The 19467-nt window shown below is 69.2% G+C and carries 20 protein-coding genes and 4 pseudogenes; 9 read left to right on the plus strand and 15 right to left on the minus strand.

Features of this window, described 5'->3' with window-relative positions:
- Positions 1-9 precede the first annotated feature (9 nt).
- The 7 genes and pseudogenes from NRF20_RS37335 to NRF20_RS37365 form a co-directional block, all read right to left on the minus strand.
- Positions 10-1167, minus strand: a complete 1158-nt coding sequence (locus NRF20_RS37335) for an ROK family protein (protein ID WP_398632520.1) — start codon at positions 1165-1167, stop codon at positions 10-12.
- Between the two features lie 99 nt (positions 1168-1266).
- Positions 1267-1917, minus strand: coding sequence for a response regulator (locus tag NRF20_RS37340; protein ID WP_266363525.1), 651 nt, complete (start codon positions 1915-1917; stop codon positions 1267-1269).
- Positions 1918-1921: 4 nt separating this feature from the next.
- Positions 1922-2152 (minus strand): hypothetical protein, encoded by a 231-nt coding sequence (locus tag NRF20_RS37345; RefSeq protein WP_398632547.1) that lies wholly within the window; start codon positions 2150-2152, stop codon positions 1922-1924.
- Positions 2092-2424 carry a Tn3 family transposase gene (locus NRF20_RS37350; protein WP_398632521.1) on the minus strand — a complete coding sequence of 111 codons (333 nt, stop codon included), beginning with the start codon at positions 2422-2424 and terminating at the stop codon, positions 2092-2094. Before NRF20_RS37350 ends, NRF20_RS37345 begins: the two co-directional genes overlap by 61 nt.
- An 80-nt stretch (positions 2425-2504) precedes the next feature.
- A pseudogene (locus NRF20_RS37355) lies at positions 2505-2927 on the minus strand (DUF4232 domain-containing protein); the annotation flags it as partial.
- Positions 2920-3291 (minus strand): annotated as a pseudogene (locus tag NRF20_RS37360) (AAA family ATPase); the annotation flags it as partial. The pseudogenes NRF20_RS37355 and NRF20_RS37360, both read right to left, overlap by 8 nt.
- Positions 3292-3345: 54 nt before the next feature.
- Positions 3346-3549 (minus strand): hypothetical protein, encoded by a 204-nt coding sequence (locus NRF20_RS37365; RefSeq protein WP_398632548.1) that lies wholly within the window; start codon positions 3547-3549, stop codon positions 3346-3348.
- Here NRF20_RS37365 and NRF20_RS37370 point away from each other — a divergent pair.
- Positions 3496-3837, plus strand: a pseudogene (locus NRF20_RS37370) (Tn3 family transposase); the annotation flags it as partial. The gene NRF20_RS37365 and the pseudogene NRF20_RS37370 overlap by 54 nt on opposite strands.
- Before the next feature lie 89 nt (positions 3838-3926).
- Here NRF20_RS37370 and NRF20_RS37375 read toward each other — a convergent pair.
- Positions 3927-4556: a helix-turn-helix domain-containing protein gene (locus tag NRF20_RS37375; protein ID WP_413754003.1), complete on the minus strand. Its 630-nt coding sequence runs from the start codon at positions 4554-4556 to the stop codon at positions 3927-3929.
- Positions 4557-4626: 70 nt separating this feature from the next.
- Here NRF20_RS37375 and NRF20_RS37380 point away from each other — a divergent pair, with 70 nt between their 5' ends.
- The 3 genes and pseudogenes from NRF20_RS37380 (at position 4627) to NRF20_RS37390 (ending at position 6771) form a co-directional block, all read left to right on the plus strand.
- The gene (locus NRF20_RS37380) at positions 4627-5562 is read left to right on the plus strand and encodes an alpha/beta hydrolase family protein (protein WP_413754004.1); all 936 of its coding nucleotides are present in this window, start codon (positions 4627-4629) and stop codon (positions 5560-5562) included.
- Between the two features lie 244 nt (positions 5563-5806).
- Positions 5807-6293, plus strand: a pseudogene (locus NRF20_RS37385) (hypothetical protein); the annotation flags it as partial.
- Between the two features lie 40 nt (positions 6294-6333).
- Complete coding sequence (locus NRF20_RS37390; RefSeq protein ID WP_413754005.1) at positions 6334-6771, plus strand: hypothetical protein; 438 nt, start codon at positions 6334-6336, stop codon at positions 6769-6771.
- A gap of 222 nt (positions 6772-6993) precedes the next feature.
- On the opposite strand, the gene mug is transcribed toward NRF20_RS37390, so the two are convergent.
- Positions 6994-7557: a G/U mismatch-specific DNA glycosylase gene (gene mug / locus NRF20_RS37395; RefSeq protein ID WP_398632525.1), complete on the minus strand. Its 564-nt coding sequence runs from the start codon at positions 7555-7557 to the stop codon at positions 6994-6996.
- 19 nt (positions 7558-7576) lie between these two features.
- Complete coding sequence (purB, locus tag NRF20_RS37400) at positions 7577-9019, minus strand: adenylosuccinate lyase (protein WP_398632526.1); 1443 nt, start codon at positions 9017-9019, stop codon at positions 7577-7579.
- A 262-nt stretch (positions 9020-9281) separates the two neighbouring features.
- On the opposite strand from purB, the gene NRF20_RS37405 reads away from it, so the two are divergent.
- Complete coding sequence (locus NRF20_RS37405) at positions 9282-9869, plus strand: DUF6907 domain-containing protein (protein ID WP_413754646.1); 588 nt, start codon at positions 9282-9284, stop codon at positions 9867-9869.
- Here the strand turns inward: NRF20_RS37405 and NRF20_RS37410 are convergent.
- From NRF20_RS37410 to NRF20_RS37420, 3 genes are all read right to left on the minus strand, one after another.
- On the minus strand, positions 9808-10050 hold the full coding sequence (locus NRF20_RS37410; RefSeq protein WP_398632549.1) for a hypothetical protein: 243 nt from the start codon (positions 10048-10050) through the stop codon (positions 9808-9810). The two genes, NRF20_RS37405 and NRF20_RS37410, sit on opposite strands and share 62 nt — an antisense overlap.
- A 57-nt stretch (positions 10051-10107) precedes the next feature.
- On the minus strand, positions 10108-10974 hold the full coding sequence (locus tag NRF20_RS37415) for a LysR family transcriptional regulator (RefSeq protein ID WP_398632528.1): 867 nt from the start codon (positions 10972-10974) through the stop codon (positions 10108-10110).
- A 132-nt stretch (positions 10975-11106) separates the two neighbouring features.
- Positions 11107-11685, minus strand: a complete 579-nt coding sequence (locus NRF20_RS37420; RefSeq protein ID WP_398632529.1) for a Dps family protein — start codon at positions 11683-11685, stop codon at positions 11107-11109.
- Between the two features lie 237 nt (positions 11686-11922).
- Here NRF20_RS37420 and NRF20_RS37425 point away from each other — a divergent pair, with 237 nt between their 5' ends.
- On the plus strand, positions 11923-13290 hold the full coding sequence (locus NRF20_RS37425) for a dihydrolipoyl dehydrogenase family protein (RefSeq protein ID WP_398632530.1): 1368 nt from the start codon (positions 11923-11925) through the stop codon (positions 13288-13290).
- A gap of 50 nt (positions 13291-13340) precedes the next feature.
- On the plus strand, positions 13341-14468 hold the full coding sequence (locus NRF20_RS37430; protein ID WP_398632531.1) for a low temperature requirement protein A: 1128 nt from the start codon (positions 13341-13343) through the stop codon (positions 14466-14468).
- 108 nt (positions 14469-14576) lie between these two features.
- Here the strand turns inward: NRF20_RS37430 and NRF20_RS37435 are convergent, their stop codons facing one another.
- Entirely contained in the window at positions 14577-15299 is a 723-nt protein-coding gene (locus tag NRF20_RS37435) for an alpha/beta fold hydrolase (RefSeq protein ID WP_413754006.1), read from the minus strand.
- A 57-nt stretch (positions 15300-15356) separates the two neighbouring features.
- Positions 15357-16328, minus strand: coding sequence for an alpha/beta hydrolase (locus NRF20_RS37440; protein WP_266363557.1), 972 nt, complete (start codon positions 16326-16328; stop codon positions 15357-15359).
- A 430-nt stretch (positions 16329-16758) separates the two neighbouring features.
- Here NRF20_RS37440 and NRF20_RS37445 point away from each other — a divergent pair, with 430 nt between their 5' ends.
- Positions 16759-18648 carry an amidohydrolase gene (locus NRF20_RS37445; protein WP_398632533.1) on the plus strand — a complete coding sequence of 630 codons (1890 nt, stop codon included), beginning with the start codon at positions 16759-16761 and terminating at the stop codon, positions 18646-18648.
- 132 nt (positions 18649-18780) lie between these two features.
- Positions 18781-19443, plus strand: coding sequence for a hydrolase (locus NRF20_RS37450; RefSeq protein ID WP_398632534.1), 663 nt, complete (start codon positions 18781-18783; stop codon positions 19441-19443).
- The last annotated feature ends 24 nt before the right edge of the window (positions 19444-19467 follow it).

Here is a 19467-nt window from a genome sequence, read left to right on the forward strand (position 1 = left end):
CCGCCGCACTCAGCGGCGGGCTGTCACCGTTCCCTCCACCGCGAAGAGCTGCTCCTCGACATGGTCGAGAGCCAACCGCAGAGCGCCCGTGGCCACCGCCGCCTCGCCGAGCAGCGACAGCGTGACCCGCGGCGGCCGAAGGCAGTAGCGGGCCAGCTCACGGCGGAGCGGATCCAGCACACCGTCCAGCCCCGCGGCCCAGCCGCCGATCACCACAAGCTCAGGGTCCAGCGCCAGCACCAGCGCCGCGACATCATGCACCAGGCGCTGAATGAACCGCTCGACCGCCGCCTGCGCCCGGACATCGCCATGCCGTGCCTTTGCGAACACGGCGGCGACCGCAGGCTCGTCCAACGGGTCCAATGGCGTGTCCGTCGTCGACAGAAGCTTCTCCGGCGTCGCCTCGCGGCCGAGGAGATGCAGGGCGCCGATCTCACCCGCCGCACCGCCGAAACCGCGGTGCAGCCGCCCGCCGATCAGCGAACCGGCGCCCGGACTCAGCCCTGCCAGAACGAACACGATGTCGTCGGACTCGGTGGCTGCACCCTTCCAGTGCTCCGCGACCGCCGCGGCATTGGCATCGTTCTCCACGAGGACGGGGCAGCGGAAGGAGCGCCTCAGCCGCTCACCCAGCGCCAGACCAGTCCAGTCCGGCAGTGCGGTGCCCAGCCGTACGGTCCCGTCGGCCTCAACGATGCCCGGGCTGCCGACCCCGACCGCACGCAGACTGCTCCGGGCCACGCCCGTCCGCCGCAGGACATCGGCGACCACGACCCTGACCTTGTCGAGCCGGTCGTCGGCGCAGGCCGTTTCCGACACCTCGCGTGAGCCCGCCCCGATGATCCGGCCGTCCAGCCCCGACAACAGTGCGGAGATCCGATGCGGGCCGATCTCGATACCGAGCAGATGCCCGGCCTCGGCGCGGAACCGGAACCGGCGGGCCGGCCGCCCCTGACGTCGGGCCTCACCCCTGTCGGGCAACGACTCCACGACCAGTCCGGCCTCGAAGAGCCCCTCCATGACGCCCTCGACCGTCGGCCGGGACAGACCTGTGATCCGGGTCAGGTCCGTGAGGGTGGGGGAGCCGGCGCCCCGGAGGGCATGCAGCACCACCGCGGAATTGATCCGTCGCAGCAGTGACGGATCCCCACCGGTCAGCCGGCCCACGGTGTGTCCTCCCAGCTCGTGGCATGTCAGGCGGATGGTACTCGCTGCCCGGGTGCAGGGCGATTGCGGGCCGGAACGGGTATCCGGAGCCGGCGGCCCTCAGCTCGGAGCGACGAACCCGGACTCGTACGCTGCGATCACCGCTTGGGTACGGTCCCTCGCACCCAACTTGGCCAGTACGGCGCTGACATGGGTCTTCACCGTCTCGGCACCGACCACGAGCCTGGCGGCGATCTCCGCGTTCGACAGGCCACGGGCCATCAGCCGGAGGACCGCAGCCTCACGCTCGGTCAGCGATGCCCGGTGCATGGCCGCCCGCGCCTCGCTCGTGCCGTATTCGGCGGCCAGTTGCCGGACCGCCGCCGGGAACAGCAACGACTCGCCCTCTGCGACCAGGCGCACCGCATGCACGATCTCGGCGGGCCGGGCACGCTTGAGGAGAAAACCGTCCGCGCCGGCGCGCAGCGCCTCGTACACGTACTCGTCGTTCTCGAATGTGGTGACCACCAGGATCTTCGGTGGTTCCGGCACGGTCCGCAGCACCACCCGCGTCGCCTCGATGCCATCCATCAGCGGCATTCTGACGTCCATGGCCACCACATCGGGACGCAGCTGATGCAGCAACGGGATCACTGCGGCGCCGTCACCCGCCTCGCCCACCACCTCGATATCGGGCTGAGCCTCAAGAACCGCACGCAGCCCCGCGCGGACGAGGGGTTCGTCATCGACCAGAAGAACGGTAACCGGCATCAGGTCAGCCTAGGCCGTTCAACGGAAGACTTGCGTGCACCCTCCATTCGCCGTCGTACAGACCTGTCTTGGCCTTTCCGCCGAGTAGCGCGGCCCGCTCGCGGATGCCCCGCAGCCCGCTCGCACCGCCCGGCGTACCCATCGAATCAGTGAACGGAATGGTCATCTCCATCTTCAGCCGGCCGTTCGTGACGCTGATCCGCACCCGGACGGGCACAGCGACGACCAAGGGCACCCACGGAGTGTCCGGGGAGATGTACAGCCACACGCTGTAGACCGCACCCGGGATGAGGAGATGCAGCCACCGGGTGTAGGTGACAGGTGCGGCGAGCGGGCGGAGAAGGCGGAACAGGCTGCCATCGTGTCAGCCCGCACGAGCCCGGCGGTTTCCTCCGTCTGCTTGCTCGGGCGGTAGAAAGCCAGGTCCTTCCAGTTCCGGATCCTGGGCATCAGGTCGAAGCCCAGCAGCCCGGGCGTGCCGCGTGTCAGACGTGGCCACCGCACCACCCGGAGGCTTCAACTCGTTCCGGGAGTCCTGCGGTGGCCACCAGCGACGCTGAAGGGAAGCTCAGAGGCTGTGCAGTTGGTTACAGCCCGATCGGGTTGAGGTAGGTGGCCGGGCGGGTGGCGCCGTCCTGCTTGAGGATCTGGCCGCCAAACGGCCACTTCAGGGTGAAGTACTCCGTCTCGTTCGGCGGGGTGACCAGGAACTTCGCCGGAACGAACTTCTCCTTCTGCGGCATGGACTTGGCCACCGGGAGCAGGTTGATGCTGAAGTCCACCGTGTCCCCCTGCTTCAGGATCACCTTTTCGGGCTTCTCGGAGGAGCGCGCCAGCGACCAGGTGCCGTCGGTCTTCTGAGCGCCGATCATGTCGACACCGGCGAAGCCGGACAGGGTGCAGGTGCGCTTGCTCTGGTTGGTGAACCAGATCTACGCCTGGGTCTGCTTCTTGGTCTGCTCCATCTCCGGCTTCGCGTCATCCCCCATGGCGAAGCCGGCCTTCAGGCTGCTCGGGCTGGATGGTAGCGGCGATGTCGCGCATGGGACCGATACGGGGGCGCTCGATCTCGCTGGCGACGATGCTGCTTTCCCGTGCCTCGCCCTCGCCGAGGTGCTCGTCCTCCAGGCCGGTGAGGTCGGTCGAGTCACCGCGGCTGGCAGGTGACCAGCCGAAGCGGCGCCGGACGGCGACGCCTTGAGGGTTGCGGGCGCTTGCCTGGTAGAAGGCGCGCGTTACTGGCGCGCGCCAGTCGACCACCAGCGGTGGGGCGGACGGATCGTGTGCGATGCGCACACGCCCAATGTGGTACTCCTGCCCGGCGTGGTCGCCGGCGACCTGGGGGTCCCGGGCGAAGTCGATCGCCCATGCCAGGAAGCGTACGCAGCTACCAGCCCGGCGCTGTCTTCCTCCTCGGCTTCCTCCTGCTCACCTTCCGGAAAGGGTGTACGCCGAGATCGCGTTCGGGATGGCGCGGGCACAGGGCAACATCTCCTGCTCGTCGCACCGGTTCGAGGCGATCTCGCCGCCCTTGCCGTAGGCGATCACGGGGTTGGCGCCGTTGGCGGACTCCATGACGTTCAGGCCAACCTCCAGGAAGGCCGCCACGCGCTCGCCCGGAAGATCTCCCACAGCCGGGCCGGACAGCTCTACCAGCGCTACCAGGACGGCATGGAGGGCCAGATCGGCGCCCTCGGGCTGGTCCTCAACGCCCTGGTGCTCTTCAATACGAGGTACATGGATGCCGCCGTCACTCAGCTGCGCGAGGACGGGTTCGACGTCCGCGACGAGGACGTGGCCCGCCTCTCCCCGTTCGTACGGCACCACGTCAACATGCTCGGCCGGTACTCGTTCCAGCTGCCCGACCTGCCTGGCGGCCTGCGCCCGCTGCGGGCCCCCGAGACCACTGATGATGCGTAGGAAGGTGCATCAGCATCCTCGGTGGCGGAATTGGTCGTGCGGCTTGGGCCTCGGGGCAAACCGGGCGCGGGGACAGTGGTGGACTTGGCTCAGCTGCCGGGTCCCGGGCTCGGGCCGCCCGCGGCGGTGTTATCGGTGCCGGTCTCGGTCGGCGGTGCTTCGACGGGGAAGAGGATCGGGCTGATCAGGTACTGCGTGCGGTCGGGTGATGGCTCGTTGGCCAGGTGGGGGGCGATCGCCTCCCGCATCCCGTCGATCATCCCATGCAGTTCCCCAGGGCTGAGCCAGACGGCATGCTGCCGGTAGCCGACAAGGTCGGCTACCGGGCCGGCCGTGTCGCGGTCGAGATACGCGGTGAATTCGGCAGCCAGGACCGCCAGAGCGGTGGCGAATGCGCTGCGATGGTCCTCGAGCGAGAGTGAATTGACCGTCTCCGTATCGATCCCCACGCGGTCGCGGCGCAGCCGGTAGCGGCGCTCGACCGCGCCGCGCACGCGCCGCTCCAGGGCGACTTCCAGGACCCCGCCGGCTGCGAGCAGGTCGACGTGCCGGTAGACCGTGGCCTTCGAGACGTCCCGAATGCGGTCGCACAGCTCGGCGGTGGTCAGCTCCCTGCCGCCGCACATCGCATGAACCACTCGCAACCGCACCGGGTGGGCCAAGAGTTCGAAAGCATCCATCCCGCAATGATCGCACGCCATGCTACCGTTCGCATTCATCGAGAAAGGTTGTGATGGGATGCCTGACGGCGCCGCGACAGAGTCCATGACCGGCTCAGAACTCGCTTGGATGCCACCGCCCTATGCCGAGCCCGGCCGCTTCAGCGAGCACGAGGTCACCGTCGGCACCGGCCCACTCGCCGTGTCAGGCACGGTGAGCGTCCCCCGGGGGCAAACGCCCGGCCCCGGCGTGGTGCTGCTCGCCGGTGGTGGGTCGTTCGACCGCGACGAGACCAGCGGGCCGAACAAACCGCTCAAGGACCTGGCCTGGGGGCTCGCCAGCCGCGGGACGACAGTGCTGCGCTTCGACAAGGCGACCTACGCCCACCGCGATGTGGCCGCAGCATCGGACCTGACGATGACGCAGGAATACGTGCCGCATGCCGTCGACGCGGTCGGCCTGCTCCGTCGCCACCGATCTGTGGCCCCCGAGCGGGTCTTCGTCCTCGGCCACAGCATGGGCGGCAAGGTCGCCCCTGCCGTCGCCGCCGCCGCACCCACGGTGGCGGGTCTGGTGATCATGGCCGGTGACACGCAGCCGATGCACCACGCCGCTGTCCGCGTCGTCAGCTACCTCGCCGCCGTGCTTCCCGACCAGGTCCCACCCGCGGCCATAGAGACCTTCCAGCGGCAGGCCGCCCTGGTCGACAGTGCGGAGCTCACGCCCTCGACCCCCGCAGCGGATCTGCCGTTCGGCCTGTCCGCGCCGTACTGGCTCGAACTGCGTGACTACGACCCGGTCGCAATCGCGGCCGGACTCGGCAAGCCGATGCTCATCCTCCAAGGAGGACGCGACTACCAGGTCACCGTCGCCAACGACCTCGTGCGATGGCGGACGGGCCTGGCCGGCCGCCCGGAAGCCGATATCCGTGTCTACGAAGCCGACAACCACCTGTTCTTCCCCGGCGCAGGACCATCCACCCCCGCCGAATACGGAACCCCGCAGCATGTCGACCCCGCCGTCATCGCCGACATCGCCCATTGGCTGAGCCACGGCCAGGGATGAGCGTTCGCGCCGCCTGTGAGCCAGCGGTCGGCAGCCTCCTGGCGGGGCACCAGCACACTGCCGACCCCACGCACCGAGGGATGTGCCCCGCTCGCCCTCGCGACAGCGCCGACAGGCCGGGCGCCGCCGAACTCAACGCCTGCTGTCGCTCGGCGCGAGCAAACTCGTGACCTCGGCGATCGCCTCCGCCGAGGGGTGGAAGAACTTCCGCACGTTCTCCGCCTTCTTGTGCCGGGACTTCGCCATCAAGCGGCTCGCCCGAGAGGGCTGCACAGTCCTGGTCTCCAGCCATCTGATGAAACGAGACATCATCGTTCGCCGACCACCTGGTGGTGCTCGGCAGGGGCCGGCTCCTCGCCGACCTGGCGATGCAGAATTTCCTTGGCTCCCGCGGCCGGCCCCGGGTGCGGGTGCGCACGACCGAATCCACTCGGCTGCGTGATGTCCTGATCCGTAAGGGATATGAGTCTGCGCAGGGTGATGACGGTCGTTGGACCGTCGAGGGCGCGAAGGCCGGGAAGATCGGTGCGATGGCCGCCACTGATGGCATTCCCGTCCTTGAACTCGTCGATGAACAGGCCACGTTGGAGCAGGCCTGCCTCGACCTCACCTCCGACGCCATGGAATTCGCGGCCGCGGCGACCTCACGCGATCCGGCGATGGGACGCATAGCCCGCTGCCACGTCCTCAAAGATGGAGCAAGACGGCTGAAAGCCCCTCAAAGCCCCTGATGCGGAGCAGCTTGTCAGTGCTGGGCGGTTTACTAGCGGCATGACCACCGCACATCATCTCCGCCTCATCGACGGGATGCGCACCCGGGATTTTCCCGCGGAGCGCATCCGGTCAGGCTCGGGAGTCAGCGGGCCCGGCTATCACACAGCGTCCTTGCACGCGGACATCGATCACTGGGACGACGACGAGGCAGGGCGACTGGACCACCGGGCCCAGTGCCTCGCAGAGCATGACGCGCTGCTGACGCTGTTCACCGGTCGCTGGGGCGAGCCGCAGATGATCAGTCTGTGGAGTGCGCAGGAGCGGATGATGGCCGGTGAGGAGATTCCGGAGGCGTGGGCCGAGACGGTTGCGGGCTGCGAGTACCTCCAGCTCTGGCGGATCGAGGGCCGATGGGTTGCCATGGGGCTCTACCTGGAGGAGGAAGGCCCCGGTTGCGAGCTGAGCGTTGTAGTGACGGAGATTGATCCGCCGTGAGTGAGCAGATTGCTGCCCGCTGAGACGGAACGCGACAGCCGTCCGCTGTGTCCGGTCCGGGTACCCGCCTCCTGCGGACGGGCCCTGTCAGCGACCCTCCGCGACGGCCCCGCCACCGCTCGCCGTGATGGGCCGGCCACCAGCCTCCTGCCACGGACACAACTGCCAACCGCAACCACGACACGGCCATCGGCGTCGAGCCGCCGTACAGGCGCCGGGGAGTCAGGCTCCTTCGGTGGTGCTGATGCCGTCACATTCGACAGAGGTGCGGAGGCGTCCGTACTCCTCCGCCATCGTGTGAGCGGTCCAATGGGCGTTGAGGCCGCTGGGGTTGGGCAGGGCCCAGACGCGGGCGCCGCCGATCGTGTGGTCCTGCGGACCGATCCGGGCGGTTCGTTTACCGAAGGCGGTGCGGTACGCAGTGACCCCCACGACTGCCAGCCACCGCGGTCGCAGCTGCTCGACCTTGGCTGCCAGGATCTGTCCGCCCTCGCGGAACTCCTCGGTGGACAGCTCGTCCGCCCGTGCCGTGGCCCGGGCGACCACATTGGTGATGCCCAGGCCGTATCGCAGCAGTTGGGTCTGTTCTGCCGGCTTCAGCTGCCGGGGGGTGAAGCCGGACCGGTGGAGTACCGGCCAGAAGCGGTTGCCGGGGTGGGCGAAGTGGTGGCCCGTTGCCCCTGTCATCAGGCTCGGGTTGATCCCGCAGAACAGCACACGCAGGCCGCCCGCGACCACATCGGGAACGGTGCTGTCGCGGGCGGCCTGGAGCTCTTCGGGTGTCATCCGGCTGCGGTGGCGGCCGTCAGAGGATGGAGCCCGGCGTGTATGCGGCGGCCTCGGGGTGCTGCTTGCTGATCTCCTCGATGCGCGAGATCAGCGCGGTGACCTGGTCGCCCGCCGCTCCCGTGAAGGAGAGCTTGTCGGCCATCAGCGCGTCCAGCTGTGCGCGGTCCAGCGGGATGCGCTCGTCGGCGGCCAGCTTGTCGAGCAGCTCGTTGCGCTCGGCGCCCTGCTCACGCATGGCCAGGGCCGAGGCGACCGCGTTCTCCTTGATCGCCTCGTGGGCGACCTCACGGCCGACACCGGCACGCACCGCACCCATCAGGACCTTGGTCGTGGCGAGGAACGGGAGGTAGCGGTCCAGCTCGCGGGCGACGACGGCCGGGAACGCCCCGAACTCGTCGAGCACCGTCAGGAAGGTCTCCAGGAGACCGTCGAATGCGAAGAACGCGTCGGGGAGCGCCACGCGGCGGACCACGGAGCAGGACACATCGCCCTCGTTCCACTGGTCGCCGGCCAGCTCGCCGGTCATCGACGCGTAGCCGCGCAGGATGACCATCAGGCCGTTGACGCGCTCGCAGGAGCGGGTGTTCATCTTGTGCGGCATCGCGGAGGAGCCGACCTGACCCGGCTTGAAGCCCTCGGTCACCAGCTCGTGCCCGGCCATCAGACGGATCGTCTTCGCGACCGACGAGGGCGCCGCAGCCAGCTGCACCAGTGCCGTCACCACGTCGTAGTCGAGCGAGCGCGGGTAGACCTGGCCGACCGATGTGAAGGCCTGAGCGAAACCGAGGTGCCCGGCGATGCGCTGCTCCAGCTCGGCGAGCTTTCCGGCGTCGCCGCCCAGCAGGTCGAGCATGTCCTGGGCCGTGCCCACGGGGCCCTTGATGCCCCGCAGCGGGTAGCGGCCCAGCAGGTCCTCGAGCCGCCCGTAGGCCACCAGCAGCTCGTCCGCCGCAGTCGCGAAGCGCTTGCCGAGCGTGGTCGCCTGCGCGGCGACATTGTGCGAACGGCCGGCCATGACCAGCTCGCGGTACTCGCCCGCCAGCTTGCCGAGCCGGGCCAGGACCGCCACCGTGCGGTCGCGCATCAGCTCCAGGGAGAGCCGGATCTGAAGCTGTTCGACGTTCTCGGTGAGGTCACGGGAGGTCATGCCCTTGTGGACCTGCTCATGGCCGGCGAGGGCGTTGAACTCCTCGATGCGGGCCTTGACGTCGTGACGGGTGACCTTCTCGCGCTCGGCGATCGAGGCCAGGTCGACCTGGTCGACGACACGTTCGTAATCGGTGAGGGCGGCGTCCGGCACCTCGATCCCGAGGTCCTTCTGAGCGCGCAGCACCGCCAGCCACAGCTGGCGTTCCAGCTTCACCTTCTGCTCGGGGGACCAGAGGACGGCCAGCTCCGTGGAGGCGTAGCGGCCGGCCAGGACATTGGGGATGCGAGGCTTCGCAGACACAGCAGTCACGTGTCCAGAGTTTACCTGTCGTCCTCAGTGGTTCGTGAGTGTCCACAAAGTCCATAAGGTCCAGGTCTGAGGCTCCTGGGTCACCGTCTCACACGCAGCGTGTGAGACACGCGTGAGACGAAACGGCCCCGGGCCGGTGATTCCAGTACCGCCGGGGCCCTGAGAGGAAACCCTTCTGATCAATGGAGCCGAACCCATGCAAGACCGTAGCCTGAGCGCCGGGCTGGGCGGCCTCCTTGCGGCTGTCCTCGAAGAACTCGCCATGCCCGCGCCGGCCACAAGAAGACATTCGTCCACATCCCGACCGCGTCGTGCATGCCCGGGTCGCCCTGGAGGGGGTCCAGCAGGGCGACGACTTTGGTTGGTCTGCGGACTACCTGCGGGCCCGTCGTGCCGAGCACCCCTCCTTTGGGTACTGCCGCTGGGGTGCTGCGGGGAAGGAGGCAGGCAGGCCGATGAGCGCGCCGCGCACCGTCATGGTGCCGTCCCTCGACCACGGCCCGGTCACCCCGCCTGCCCGGCTTGGTGCACCGGCCACACCGAGCACCCGGTCGAGTGCCGGGTCGTCCTCGCCCACGCCGGCGCCGAGGGCGTCATGACCCACGGCGGCGAGCGGCTCCGCTTCGCGGAGCTGGTGCAGTACCCGTACGACTGGTGCGCCCGCCGGCGCGTGGGTGTCCACGTCGAACTGTTCGGGTTCGCCCGGACACTGGCGTCGGCCGAGCTGTACGCGCCGGCCGCGGCGCTCGTCGACCACGCCGCGCAGCTGCGGGCCCTCGCTCGCCATCTCAGCACCCGAACTCGTAGAGGCCGTAGGGCTGCCCGGCACGCTCCCTGCTCACCGTGGTGATGAATGAGCGGTAGGAAGCAGGGAAAACGAAGCGGTGCCGCCGCTCGAAGCGGGCCACGGCGGCCTCCGGGACCGGTGGAGCCAGCACCCACCGGTGCCTGCGCGCACTGAAGTTCCGGCACTCGGGGTCACCCTGGGCCATCACCCGGATCCGCTCACGCACCTCGTCGGCATCTGACACGGCCTGCACGCTACCGGTGGTGGTGTCAGGGGGGCCACGATGAGTGTCTCGGTCCTGTCAAGTGATGTGGCGCAGCAGTGCGGCGACTGCCGGTGGTGCCTCGCCGGGCGGGCGTACCACCATGATCTTCCAGTGCGGCGCGTGCCGGTGGAACCGGTACTGGGGGAGATCGGGGAAGCGGTCGGCGATCGACTTGGGCATGATGCAGACTCCCAGGTCGTTGCGGACCAGTTCGGCTGCCGCGACGATGTCGTTCACTTCGAAGGTTGTGCTGCGGTCGACGCCGGCGGCGCGGAAGGCCCGATCGACCGCGTAGCGGATGGCCCAGCCCGGTGAGAAGTCCACCAGGGGCGACCGGGCGGCCTCGGCGAGTTCGACTTCACCGTTCGGCGTCGTACCGAGAAGCCGCCGGGACGACGCCAGCAGCACCATCTCCTCGCGCGACAGCAGCCGCGTCGTCAGCCCGCGCTGCTGCTGCCGGTCGAACGCGACCACGGCCAGGTCCACCGTGCCCTCGCGCAGCGCCTGGCGGATGTCGGCGACCGCCGCCTGCCGCAGCTGGACCACTACGCCTGGATGCTCCGCCCGCAGCGCGGCCAGGGCGTGGTGGAGCCCGGCCCAGACCCCCTGCATCGTCCCGACGGTGATGCGTCCGCGCAGCTGCCCCTGCACCGCATCGACCGCCTCCCGTGCCAGTTCGGCGGCTCGGAGGGTCGCACGCGCGGCGGGGAGGAATGCTTCACCTGCGGGGGTCAGCGAAACACGGTGCGTGGTGCGGTCGAACAGGGGGGTGCCGAATTCGCGTTCGAGGGCCCGCACCGTGCTGGACACCGCGGACTGGACCACGTGCAGGCGTCTTGCCGCCGCCGTGAAACCGCCCGTCTCCGCCACAGAGACGACGACCTCCATCTGACGCAGATCCATCATCCGCTCCCGGTCAAGCAGCGCTCCGTCTGATGCAGAGTCCGCGATCTTCGATCCTCACTGCATCGTAGGTGGACGGGGGTGCCATACGGGCGTCGGCCCGTGTCCGGAAGGACACGGGCTGAGGCTCCGTCAGGCACGCACCAGCGGTGTGTCGACCAGATGCTCGGCCAGGAACCACGCCTGCAGTTCGCCGGTCCTGATCACCTGGGAGACAAGCAGGTCGTTGGTGCCGTCGTCCCCCAGCTCGGCGGTCCGGGCGGCGGCGTCGTGGGCCTCGACGAGGATTGTCTCGTGGGCCTCCAGCAGTCGTGACAGCATCGCCGGCACTTCCTCCACCCCGTCCGGAGGCCGCGGAATCGAGGTGATCTCGGCGACGTGCCGAGGATCCCCTACCGCGACGCCGCCCAGGGACTGGACGCGTTCGGCGATGGTGTCGACGAGTTCGAGCTGCTCTCCCGCGTGCTTGTCCAGGACCAGGTGCAGTTGGTAGAAGGTCGCGCCGCGCATCAGCCAGTGATGCTTCTTGTAGAGGCCGTAGAGGATCTGGGTGTCCGCCAGGACCCTGTTCAGGCGCTGGCAGGAGTACATCCGCGCCTCGTAGGACAGACCGATCGGGAACTGCTTGACGGTGCCGAATTCCTGGATCACCCCGCCCTTCTGGTGCAGCCAGGGCTGGCTGCTGCTCAAGGGCTTGGAACTGCTGGTCATGGACCGCCTCCTGCGATGCCGTGCTGTGCTTGCCCGGGCGACGCTAGGTGCCCCGACGCAGGGCGCATTGACCGACAGCGCATGTGGTGATGCCTGTCGGCGCACTGTGCCCGTTGCATGTGCGAGGCGTTCGCTCTCGGACAAGCCCCCGTGCGCTGGCAGGCATGGGTGGTGGTCCTGCCGCTCTAGCCTCGGCGGGACAACCCACGCCCGGCGAGCCGGGGAGCGAGGAGAGGCATGAGTACGAACGAGCAGGTGGATGTGGTGGTCCTCGGGCTGGGGCCGGGCGGCGAGTACGTCGCGGGCACGCTGGCCGAGGCCGGACTTGACGTGGTGGGGGTCGAGGCGGAACTCGTCGGAGGCGAGTGTCCGTACTGGGCGTGCGTGCCCAGCAAGATGATGATCCGGGCCGGGAATCTGCTTGCCGAGGCGGGCCGGATCCCCGCCCTCGCCGGTGAGGCGGTCGTGACTCCGGACTGGGGCCGGGTCGCCGGGCGCATTCGCGGCGAGGCGACCGACGACTGGAACGACCGGGTGGCCGTCGACCGGCTGGCGGCCAAGGGCGGCCGACTCGTCCGCGGGACAGGCCGACTCGCAGGGCCACGCCGGGTGGTGGTCGGCGACCGCACCTTCGAAGCCCGGCGCGGTGTAGTGCTGGCCACCGGCACGCGGCCCCGGATCCCCCCGGTGCCGGGCCTCGAGGGAACGCCGTACTGGACCAACAGGGATGCCATGGCGGCCAAGGAGCTGCCGGAGTCGATGGTCGTGCTCGGCGGGGGCGCCATCGGTGTCGAACTCGCCCAGGTCTTCGCCCGCTTCAAGTGCGCGGTCACGGTGATCGAGGGGCAGGACCGGCTGCTGTCACAGGAGGAGCCGGAGGCGGGGGAGCTGGCGGCGGAGGCTCTGCGGGCGGACGGTGTCACCGTACTGACGGGTGCCCGGGCGCGGCAGATCGGCCATGACGGCACCGCGTTCACCGTACGGTTGGAAGCGGGCGGGCAGCCGCTGCGCGCCGAGAGGCTACTGGTCGCCGCCGGGCGACACGCCGATCTGGCCCCACTGGCGGTCGACTCGGTGGGACTCGATCCGGCAGCAGGAGTCGTACGCACGGATGGGCAGATGCGGGCAGGGGACGGGCTGTGGGCGATTGGCGACATCACCGGCCGGGGCGCCTTCACCCACGTCTCGATGTACCAGGCGGAGATCGCCGTTCGGGACATACTCGGACAGCCTGGCCCCGACGCGGACTACCGGGCGCTGCCCCGCGTCACCTTCACCGATCCGGAGATCGGTGCGGTGGGGATGACGGAGCGTCAGGCGCGGGAGCAGGGACTGCGGGTGCGTACCAGCGTGCTGCCCATTTCCTCCTCCACACGAGGGTGGATTCACGGGCCGGGCAATGAGGGGTTCATCAAGCTCGTCGAGGACACCGACCGGGGCGTACTGGTCGGCGCGACGTCGGCGGGGCCGGCGGGCGGCGAGGTGCTCTACGGGCTGAACGTGGCCGTCCACGCCGAAATACCCGTCGACCGGCTCCAGCACATGATCTACACGTATCCCACCTTCCACCGGACGGTCGAGGCCGCGCTCGGAGCCCTCCGCTGAGCCGCCCCCCGATCGCCCACGCGGCCCCGGCGCCCAGGCGATGGCGGAGCATGCTGGGCCGCGACCCCGGCGAGCCGCACAGGGCCGCCACCTCGCTGGAGCTTCTCTTCGACCTGTGTTTCGTGATCGCGGTGGCGCAGGTGTCCGGGAGTCTGCACGAGGCGCTGACCGACGGGGAGTACGCCACCGGTGTCCTGCGCTTCGCGCTGGTCTTCTTCACCATCTGGTGGGCGTGGATGAACTTCACCTGGTTCGCATCCGCCTACGACCCGGACGACGTCCTGTACCGGCTGACGGTGTTGGTCCAGATCACGGGGGCGCTCGTGCTCGCAGCCGGCGTTCCCCGCGCGTTCGAGGAGGGTGATCTGCGGGTCATCACCGTCGGATACGTCGTGCTGCGCACGGCGCTGGCTGCCCTGTGGCTGCGTGCCGCATGGTCCGACCCCGCTCGGCGGCCGGCCACCCTGCGCTTCGCCGTTGGGGTGACGGTGTGCCAGGTCGGGTGGGTCGGGCTGCTCGGTCTCCCGGCATCGGCGCGGCTGCCGGGCATCGTGGTGCTGATCATCGCCGAGGTCTCCGTCCCGGTGTGGGCGCAGTCCGCCGGGATGACCCCATGGCATCCGCGCCACATTGCCGAGCGCTACGAACTCTTCACCCTCATCGTCCTCGGAGAGTCCGTCGCGGCGGCCACCGTCGCCGTCCGGGGCGCCTTCGACCGGCACCACGGCATCGGCTCGCTGTACGCGGTGGCTGCCGGCGGCCTGTTCATGGTCTACGCCATGTGGTGGCTGTACTTCGCCAGATCCGCGCACACCCTGCTCGCCACGACGCACCGGGCCCACCACAGGAGGTTCACCTGGGCCTACGGCCACTATCTGATCTTTGCTTCGGCGACCGCCGAGGGAGCCGGTCTGGCCGCGTACGCCGATCACGTCACGCGTCGCACGGACGCTTCGCCGTTGGCCGCGGGCGCGGCGGTCACCGTCCCCGCGGCCGTCTTCCTGATCACCGTCTGGGCCGTACATCTCCGGCCCCACCAAAGAACCGTGGCCGAGTGGATTCCGTATCCCGTCGCCGCGGCCGGCGTCCTGCTGGCCGCCTTCTTCCCGGCACCTGCCCTCGCCGCCGGTGCGCTGCTGGCGGCCCTGGTCGTGGTGGTCACGGTGGAGCGCCGGTGAAGAAGCCTGCGGCGAGATCGCACCCTGTGCCGGGACCGAAGGGCCGCGCGGCGGCACCCACCGTGTGGTGAGTGCCGCCGCGCGGCCGCCCTACTGCCCGTCGCCTCATCAGCTCGTCGCGCGTACCGCGTCGCGGATCAGTTCGGCGACCTCCTTGGGCCGGGACACGGCCACGGCGTGCGAGGCGCCCTCGATCTCGACGATCGTCGCCCCGGCCCGCTTGGCTCCGAAGCGTTCGACCTCTGGGTTGATCGCCTGGTCCGCGCCGGCCACGAGCGCCCAGGAAGGCTTGGTCTTCCACGCGGCGGCCGAGGCCGTCTCCGTGAATGCCGAGGCGGCCAGTGGACGTTGCGCCACCGCAAGGACCTTGGTGGCGGCGGCCGGGACGTCGGCGGCGAAAATGTCCGGGAATGCCTCGGCCTTGATGGTGACTTCGACGGCAGGCTCCGATCCCTCCGCGGGGTACGTCGCCTCCTTCAGGTTGCTGACGAGCGGCGAGAGGGGGAAGCGGCCCTGCAACTCGCCCAGGCTCTCGCCCTCTTCGGTGACGTAGGCCGCTACGTAGACCAGCCCGACGACGTTCTCCGCGGCGCCTGCCACGGAGATGATCGCACCGCCGTAGGAGTGGCCGACGAGCACCACCGGACCGTCGATCTGAGCAGCCACGGACGCGATGTATGCGGCGTCGGACGCCAGGCCGCGCAGCGGGTTCGGTGGCGCGACCACGGGGATGTCGTGGTTCTGCAGTTCCGCGATGACCCCGGTCCAACTGGCGGCGTCCGCGAAGGCTCCGTGCACGAGAACAGCTGTGGGGGTGGTGTTCGTGGTCATGTTCGGGTTGTTCTCCCTGTTGTCGGGGGCTTTCGGGGTTCGGCGTGGAGCGCGGTGTCAGCCGGTGTGGAGCGCGGTGAGCAGGGTGTCGGCGGCCAGCGTGATGGCGGCCTGGGCGGCGTGGGTTTCGCGGAGTGCGTTGAGCATGACGAAGTCGTGGATGATGCCCTGGAAGCGGACGGCGGTGACGGGGACGCCGGCTGCGCGGAGTTTGTTGGCGTAGGCCTCGCCTTCGTCGCGCAGGACGTCGGCCTCGCCGGTGATGACCAGGGCCGGCGGCAGCCCGGTGAGCTGGTCGGTGGTGGCCCGTAGCGGGGAGGCGGTGATCTGGGCGCGGTCGGCCTCGTCGGTCGTGTACTGGTCCCAGAACCACTGCATGCCGTCGCGGCGCAGGAAGTAGCCCTCCGCGAACTGGCGGTAGGAGCCGGTGTCGAAGTTCGCGTCGGTGACCGGGTAGAACAGCACCTGCTGCACGAGCGGGATGTCGCCGCGTTCCTTGGCCATCAGGGTCAGTGCGGCGGTCATGTTGCCGCCGACGGAGTCGCCGGCGACGGCCAGCCGCGAGCCGTCCAGGTTCTTGGACGCGCCCTGCTGGACGACCCACTTCGCGACCGTGTAGTTCTGCTCGATGGCGACCGGGTAGCGGGCCTCGGGGGAGAGGTCGTACTCGGGGAAGACCACGGCGGCGTTCGCGCCGGTGGCGAGTTCGCGTACCAGGCGGTCGTGGGTGTGGGCGTTGCCGAACACCCAGCCCGCGCCGTGGATGTAGAGGATCACCGGCAGGGTCCCTTCCACGCCGGCGGGGCGCACGATGCGTGCGCGGACACTGCCCGTCGGACCGCCCGAGACGGTGATCCATTCCTCGTCGATCTGCGGCTTGTCGATCTCGCCGGACTGCACCTCGTCGACCGCCTTACGGCCCTCGGCGGGCGGCAGGTCGAACAGATAGGGCGGATTGGCGGTCGCTTCGGCGAACGCGGCCGCCGCAGGCTCCAGCACCGGCTGGACCGGGTCTACAACGTCGGACATGTGAGTCTCCTGAGTTTCATGTGATGTGCCGGTCCCTCCGGCGGGGCGACTCCGGGCCAGACATGGAGATCTGCGGGGCCGTCGATCACCACGCTAGGACCCTGAAGGCGGCGGAGGTTGACGGTCAGTGCACCGGAGTTGACCCCACAGCGCATGGAAACGGGATGCAGTGCACTGTCGGAACGAATGCTGTGCACTGCCGGGACACATGGATGATTCGGCTCGAAATAGCCTGGTGGCGAAGCAGTTGCGGGCTGCCGGAGTTGGGGCTGTGCGTCGCACAGAAGGCCCACCCGGAATTCATTTCGGTTGAGCGTAGGCGCATTGATTGCGTGTTCTCCCGACTCTCTCTGCCCGCCGCTGTCACCGGAGTTGGAAGTCGATGTAGATGGAAATCGACGCTGTTCATGCCGCAGGAGGTTGTCGAAAGGTGTCCACGATGCCGGTCGGTGGGCTGGTTCCCAGCGCCACCGACAACCCCGCGGACCTCATCGTCCGCAACGCGAAGATCCACACAGGAGACCCGGGTCGCCCGCAGGCCGAGGCGATCGCCATACGGGACGGCGTCATCACGGTCGTCGGCGACGACAAGGACGTGGCACCCCATGTCGGCTCGGCCACGAAGGTGGTCGACGCTCTCGGCCGCCGGATGATCCCCGGCCTCAACGACTCCCACCTGCACGTCATCCGGGGTGGGCTCAACTACGTGCTGGAGCTGCGCTGGGACGGCGTACGCACGCTGCGTCAGGGCCTGGCGATGCTGCGTGAACAGGCGGCCCGCACGCCGAAGGGCCAGTGGGTCCGGGTGGTGGGGGGATGGTCGGCCGAGCAGTTCGCCGAACGGCGGCTGCCGACCGTCGCCGAGTTGAATGCCGCCGCGCCGGACACACCGGTGTTCGTTCTTCACCTGTACCAGTCGGCGGTGCTCAACCGGGCGGCGCTCAAGGCCGCCGGATACACCAGGGACACCCCCGATCCGAAGGGCGGTCAGATCGTACGGGGCCGGGACGGTGAGCCCACGGGCATGCTGCTGGCCGCCCCGAGTGCTCTGATCCTCTACTCGACTCTGGCCAAAGCCCCGGTGCTGGAGGGTGAGGACAAGAAGACCTCCACCCGTCACTTCCTGCGGGAACTGAACAGGTTCGGGCTCACGTCGGCGATCGACGCAGCGGGGGGATTCCAGAATTTCCCCGACAACTACAGCACGGTCGTCGAACTGGCCGAGGCCGGTCAACTGTCGCTGCGCATCGCCTACCATCTTTTCCCGCAGACCGCCGGTCAGGAAATCGACGACCTTGCCCGCTGGATCGAAATGGCCCGCCCCGAGGACGGGGACGAATGGCTCCGCCTCAACGGTGCGGGAGAGAATCTCACCTGGGCGGCAGCAGATTTCGAGAACTTTGCCCAGCCGCGCCCGGAACTCGCTCCCGGCTATGAGACAGAATTCGAGAAGGCCGTACGTCTGCTCATGGAGAACGGCTGGGGATTCCGGCTGCACGCCACTTACGACGACACCATCCGACGCGATCTCGCGGTATTCGAAAAGCTGGCCGCGGAAGGACTCTTCCCGGCCGGAAACCGGTGGCTGTTCGACCATGCGGAAACCGTCTCCGCGGACAGCCTCGACCGCATCGCCGCCCTCGGCGGCGCCATGTCCGTGCAGAACCGCCTGTCCTTCCAGGGCGAGGCGTTCGTACGCCGCTACGGCCCCGGCGCCGCAGCGGACGCCCCTCCGATCCGGGCCATGCTGGAGCGCGGTCTGACCGTCGGCGCCGGCACCGATGCCACCCGGGTCTCGACCTACAACCCGTGGGTCGCCCTGCACTGGCTGATCACCGGCCGCACCGTCGGCGACCTGGTCATGCGCCCACCGCACAACCGCGTCGACCGGCAGACGGCGCTGTCGATGTTCACCGAAGCGGGGGCCCGGCTGACCGGCGAGGAGGACGCCAAGGGCGTCCTGCGCCCGGGCTTCCTCGGCGACCTCGCGGTCCTGTCCGAGGACTACTTCGCCGTGCCCGAGCCGGACATCGGGCACATCGAGTCCCTGCTGACGGTCGTCGGCGGCCGGATCGTCTACGCCGCCGCCGAGTACGAGGGACTCGACGAGGAACTGCCGCCGGTCAGCCCCGGGTGGAGCCCGGTCGCGCACTTCGGCGGCTACCAGTCCACGCCCGGTACCGGGTCGTCGGGCGCCCGCCAGGCCGAGTTGCTCGGTCAGGCCGTCGCGGAGTCGCAGCAGCACCGACAGTGGCGCGCCCGACGAGGTCTGGCCCCGGATACCGAGAGCACGGTCTTCGACCCCTGCTTCTCGCTCTGATCTTCCGGGAGAGGCCCGGTCATGAACCGCCCCTCCCGGGACACCACCCCCCACCTCTCGCCGTCGAACGGACGGCTTCGCTCAGCAGCGGACACCCGTCCGCGATCACATCACTCATGGAAAGGCCCTCTCGTGGTCAACATCTCCGAAGTCACCGCCGCCCCCGGTCCCGACCTGCTGACCCCCGACAACTGCGCCGTGCTGTTCGTGGACCACCAGCCGCAGATGTTCTTCGGCACCGGCAGCGGCGACCGCACCGCCATCATCAACTCGACCGTGGGCCTGGCCAAGGCGGCCAAGGTGTTCGACGTTCCGGTGGTCCTGAGCACCGTGGCCGCCGAGTCCTTCTCGGGTCCGATCATGCCGCAGCTGGCCGATGTCTTCCCCGGCCAGAAGATCATCGACCGCACCACGATGAACGCCTGGGAGGACATCAACTTCGTCGAAGCCGTCAAGGCGACGGGCCGCAAGAAGCTCGTCATCGCCGGGCTGTGGACCGAGGTCTGCGTCGTACTGCCCACCCTGTCCGCCATCTCCCAGGGCTACGAGGTCTACGTCGTCACGGACGCGTCCGGCGGCGTCAGCCCGCAGGCGCACGAGCACGCCGTCCAGCGCATGGTCCAGGGCGGCGCGATTCCGGTGACCTGGGTGCAGGTGCTCCTTGAGCTCCAGCGCGACTGGGCGCGGACGGAGTCGTACGTCCCCGTCACGGAGGTGGTGAAGGAGCACGGCGGGGCCTACGGCCTGGGCCTGGTCTACGCGCAGGCTGTCATCGGCGCCCACGCGGCCGGCTGACCCCTTCACCTGAGCATCGACGGA

The sequence above is a fragment of the Streptomyces sp. R-74717 genome (genome assembly GCF_047305335.1).
GTDB classification, from domain to species: Bacteria; Actinomycetota; Actinomycetes; order Streptomycetales; family Streptomycetaceae; genus Streptomyces; species Streptomyces atratus.

Excerpts from the sequence above, each read along its gene's own strand:
- NRF20_RS37340 (WP_266363525.1), bottom strand. The coding sequence starts at position 1,917 with ATGCCGGTTACCGTTCTTCTGGTCGATGACGAACCCCTCGTCCGCGCG.
- NRF20_RS37375 (WP_413754003.1), bottom strand. The coding sequence starts at position 4,556 with ATGAATGCGAACGGTAGCATGGCGTGCGATCATTGCGGGATGGATGCT.
- NRF20_RS37380 (WP_413754004.1), top strand. The coding sequence starts at position 4,627 with ATGCCACCGCCCTATGCCGAGCCCGGCCGCTTCAGCGAGCACGAGGTC.
- NRF20_RS37390 (WP_413754005.1), top strand. The coding sequence starts at position 6,334 with ATGACCACCGCACATCATCTCCGCCTCATCGACGGGATGCGCACCCGG.
- mug (WP_398632525.1), bottom strand. The coding sequence starts at position 7,557 with ATGACACCCGAAGAGCTCCAGGCCGCCCGCGACAGCACCGTTCCCGAT.
- NRF20_RS37405 (WP_413754646.1), top strand. The coding sequence starts at position 9,282 with ATGCCCGCGCCGGCCACAAGAAGACATTCGTCCACATCCCGACCGCGT.
- NRF20_RS37415 (WP_398632528.1), bottom strand. The coding sequence starts at position 10,974 with ATGGATCTGCGTCAGATGGAGGTCGTCGTCTCTGTGGCGGAGACGGGC.
- NRF20_RS37420 (WP_398632529.1), bottom strand. The coding sequence starts at position 11,685 with ATGACCAGCAGTTCCAAGCCCTTGAGCAGCAGCCAGCCCTGGCTGCAC.
- NRF20_RS37425 (WP_398632530.1), top strand. The coding sequence starts at position 11,923 with ATGAGTACGAACGAGCAGGTGGATGTGGTGGTCCTCGGGCTGGGGCCG.
- NRF20_RS37430 (WP_398632531.1), top strand. The coding sequence starts at position 13,341 with ATGCTGGGCCGCGACCCCGGCGAGCCGCACAGGGCCGCCACCTCGCTG.
- NRF20_RS37435 (WP_413754006.1), bottom strand. The coding sequence starts at position 15,299 with ATGACCACGAACACCACCCCCACAGCTGTTCTCGTGCACGGAGCCTTC.
- NRF20_RS37440 (WP_266363557.1), bottom strand. The coding sequence starts at position 16,328 with ATGTCCGACGTTGTAGACCCGGTCCAGCCGGTGCTGGAGCCTGCGGCG.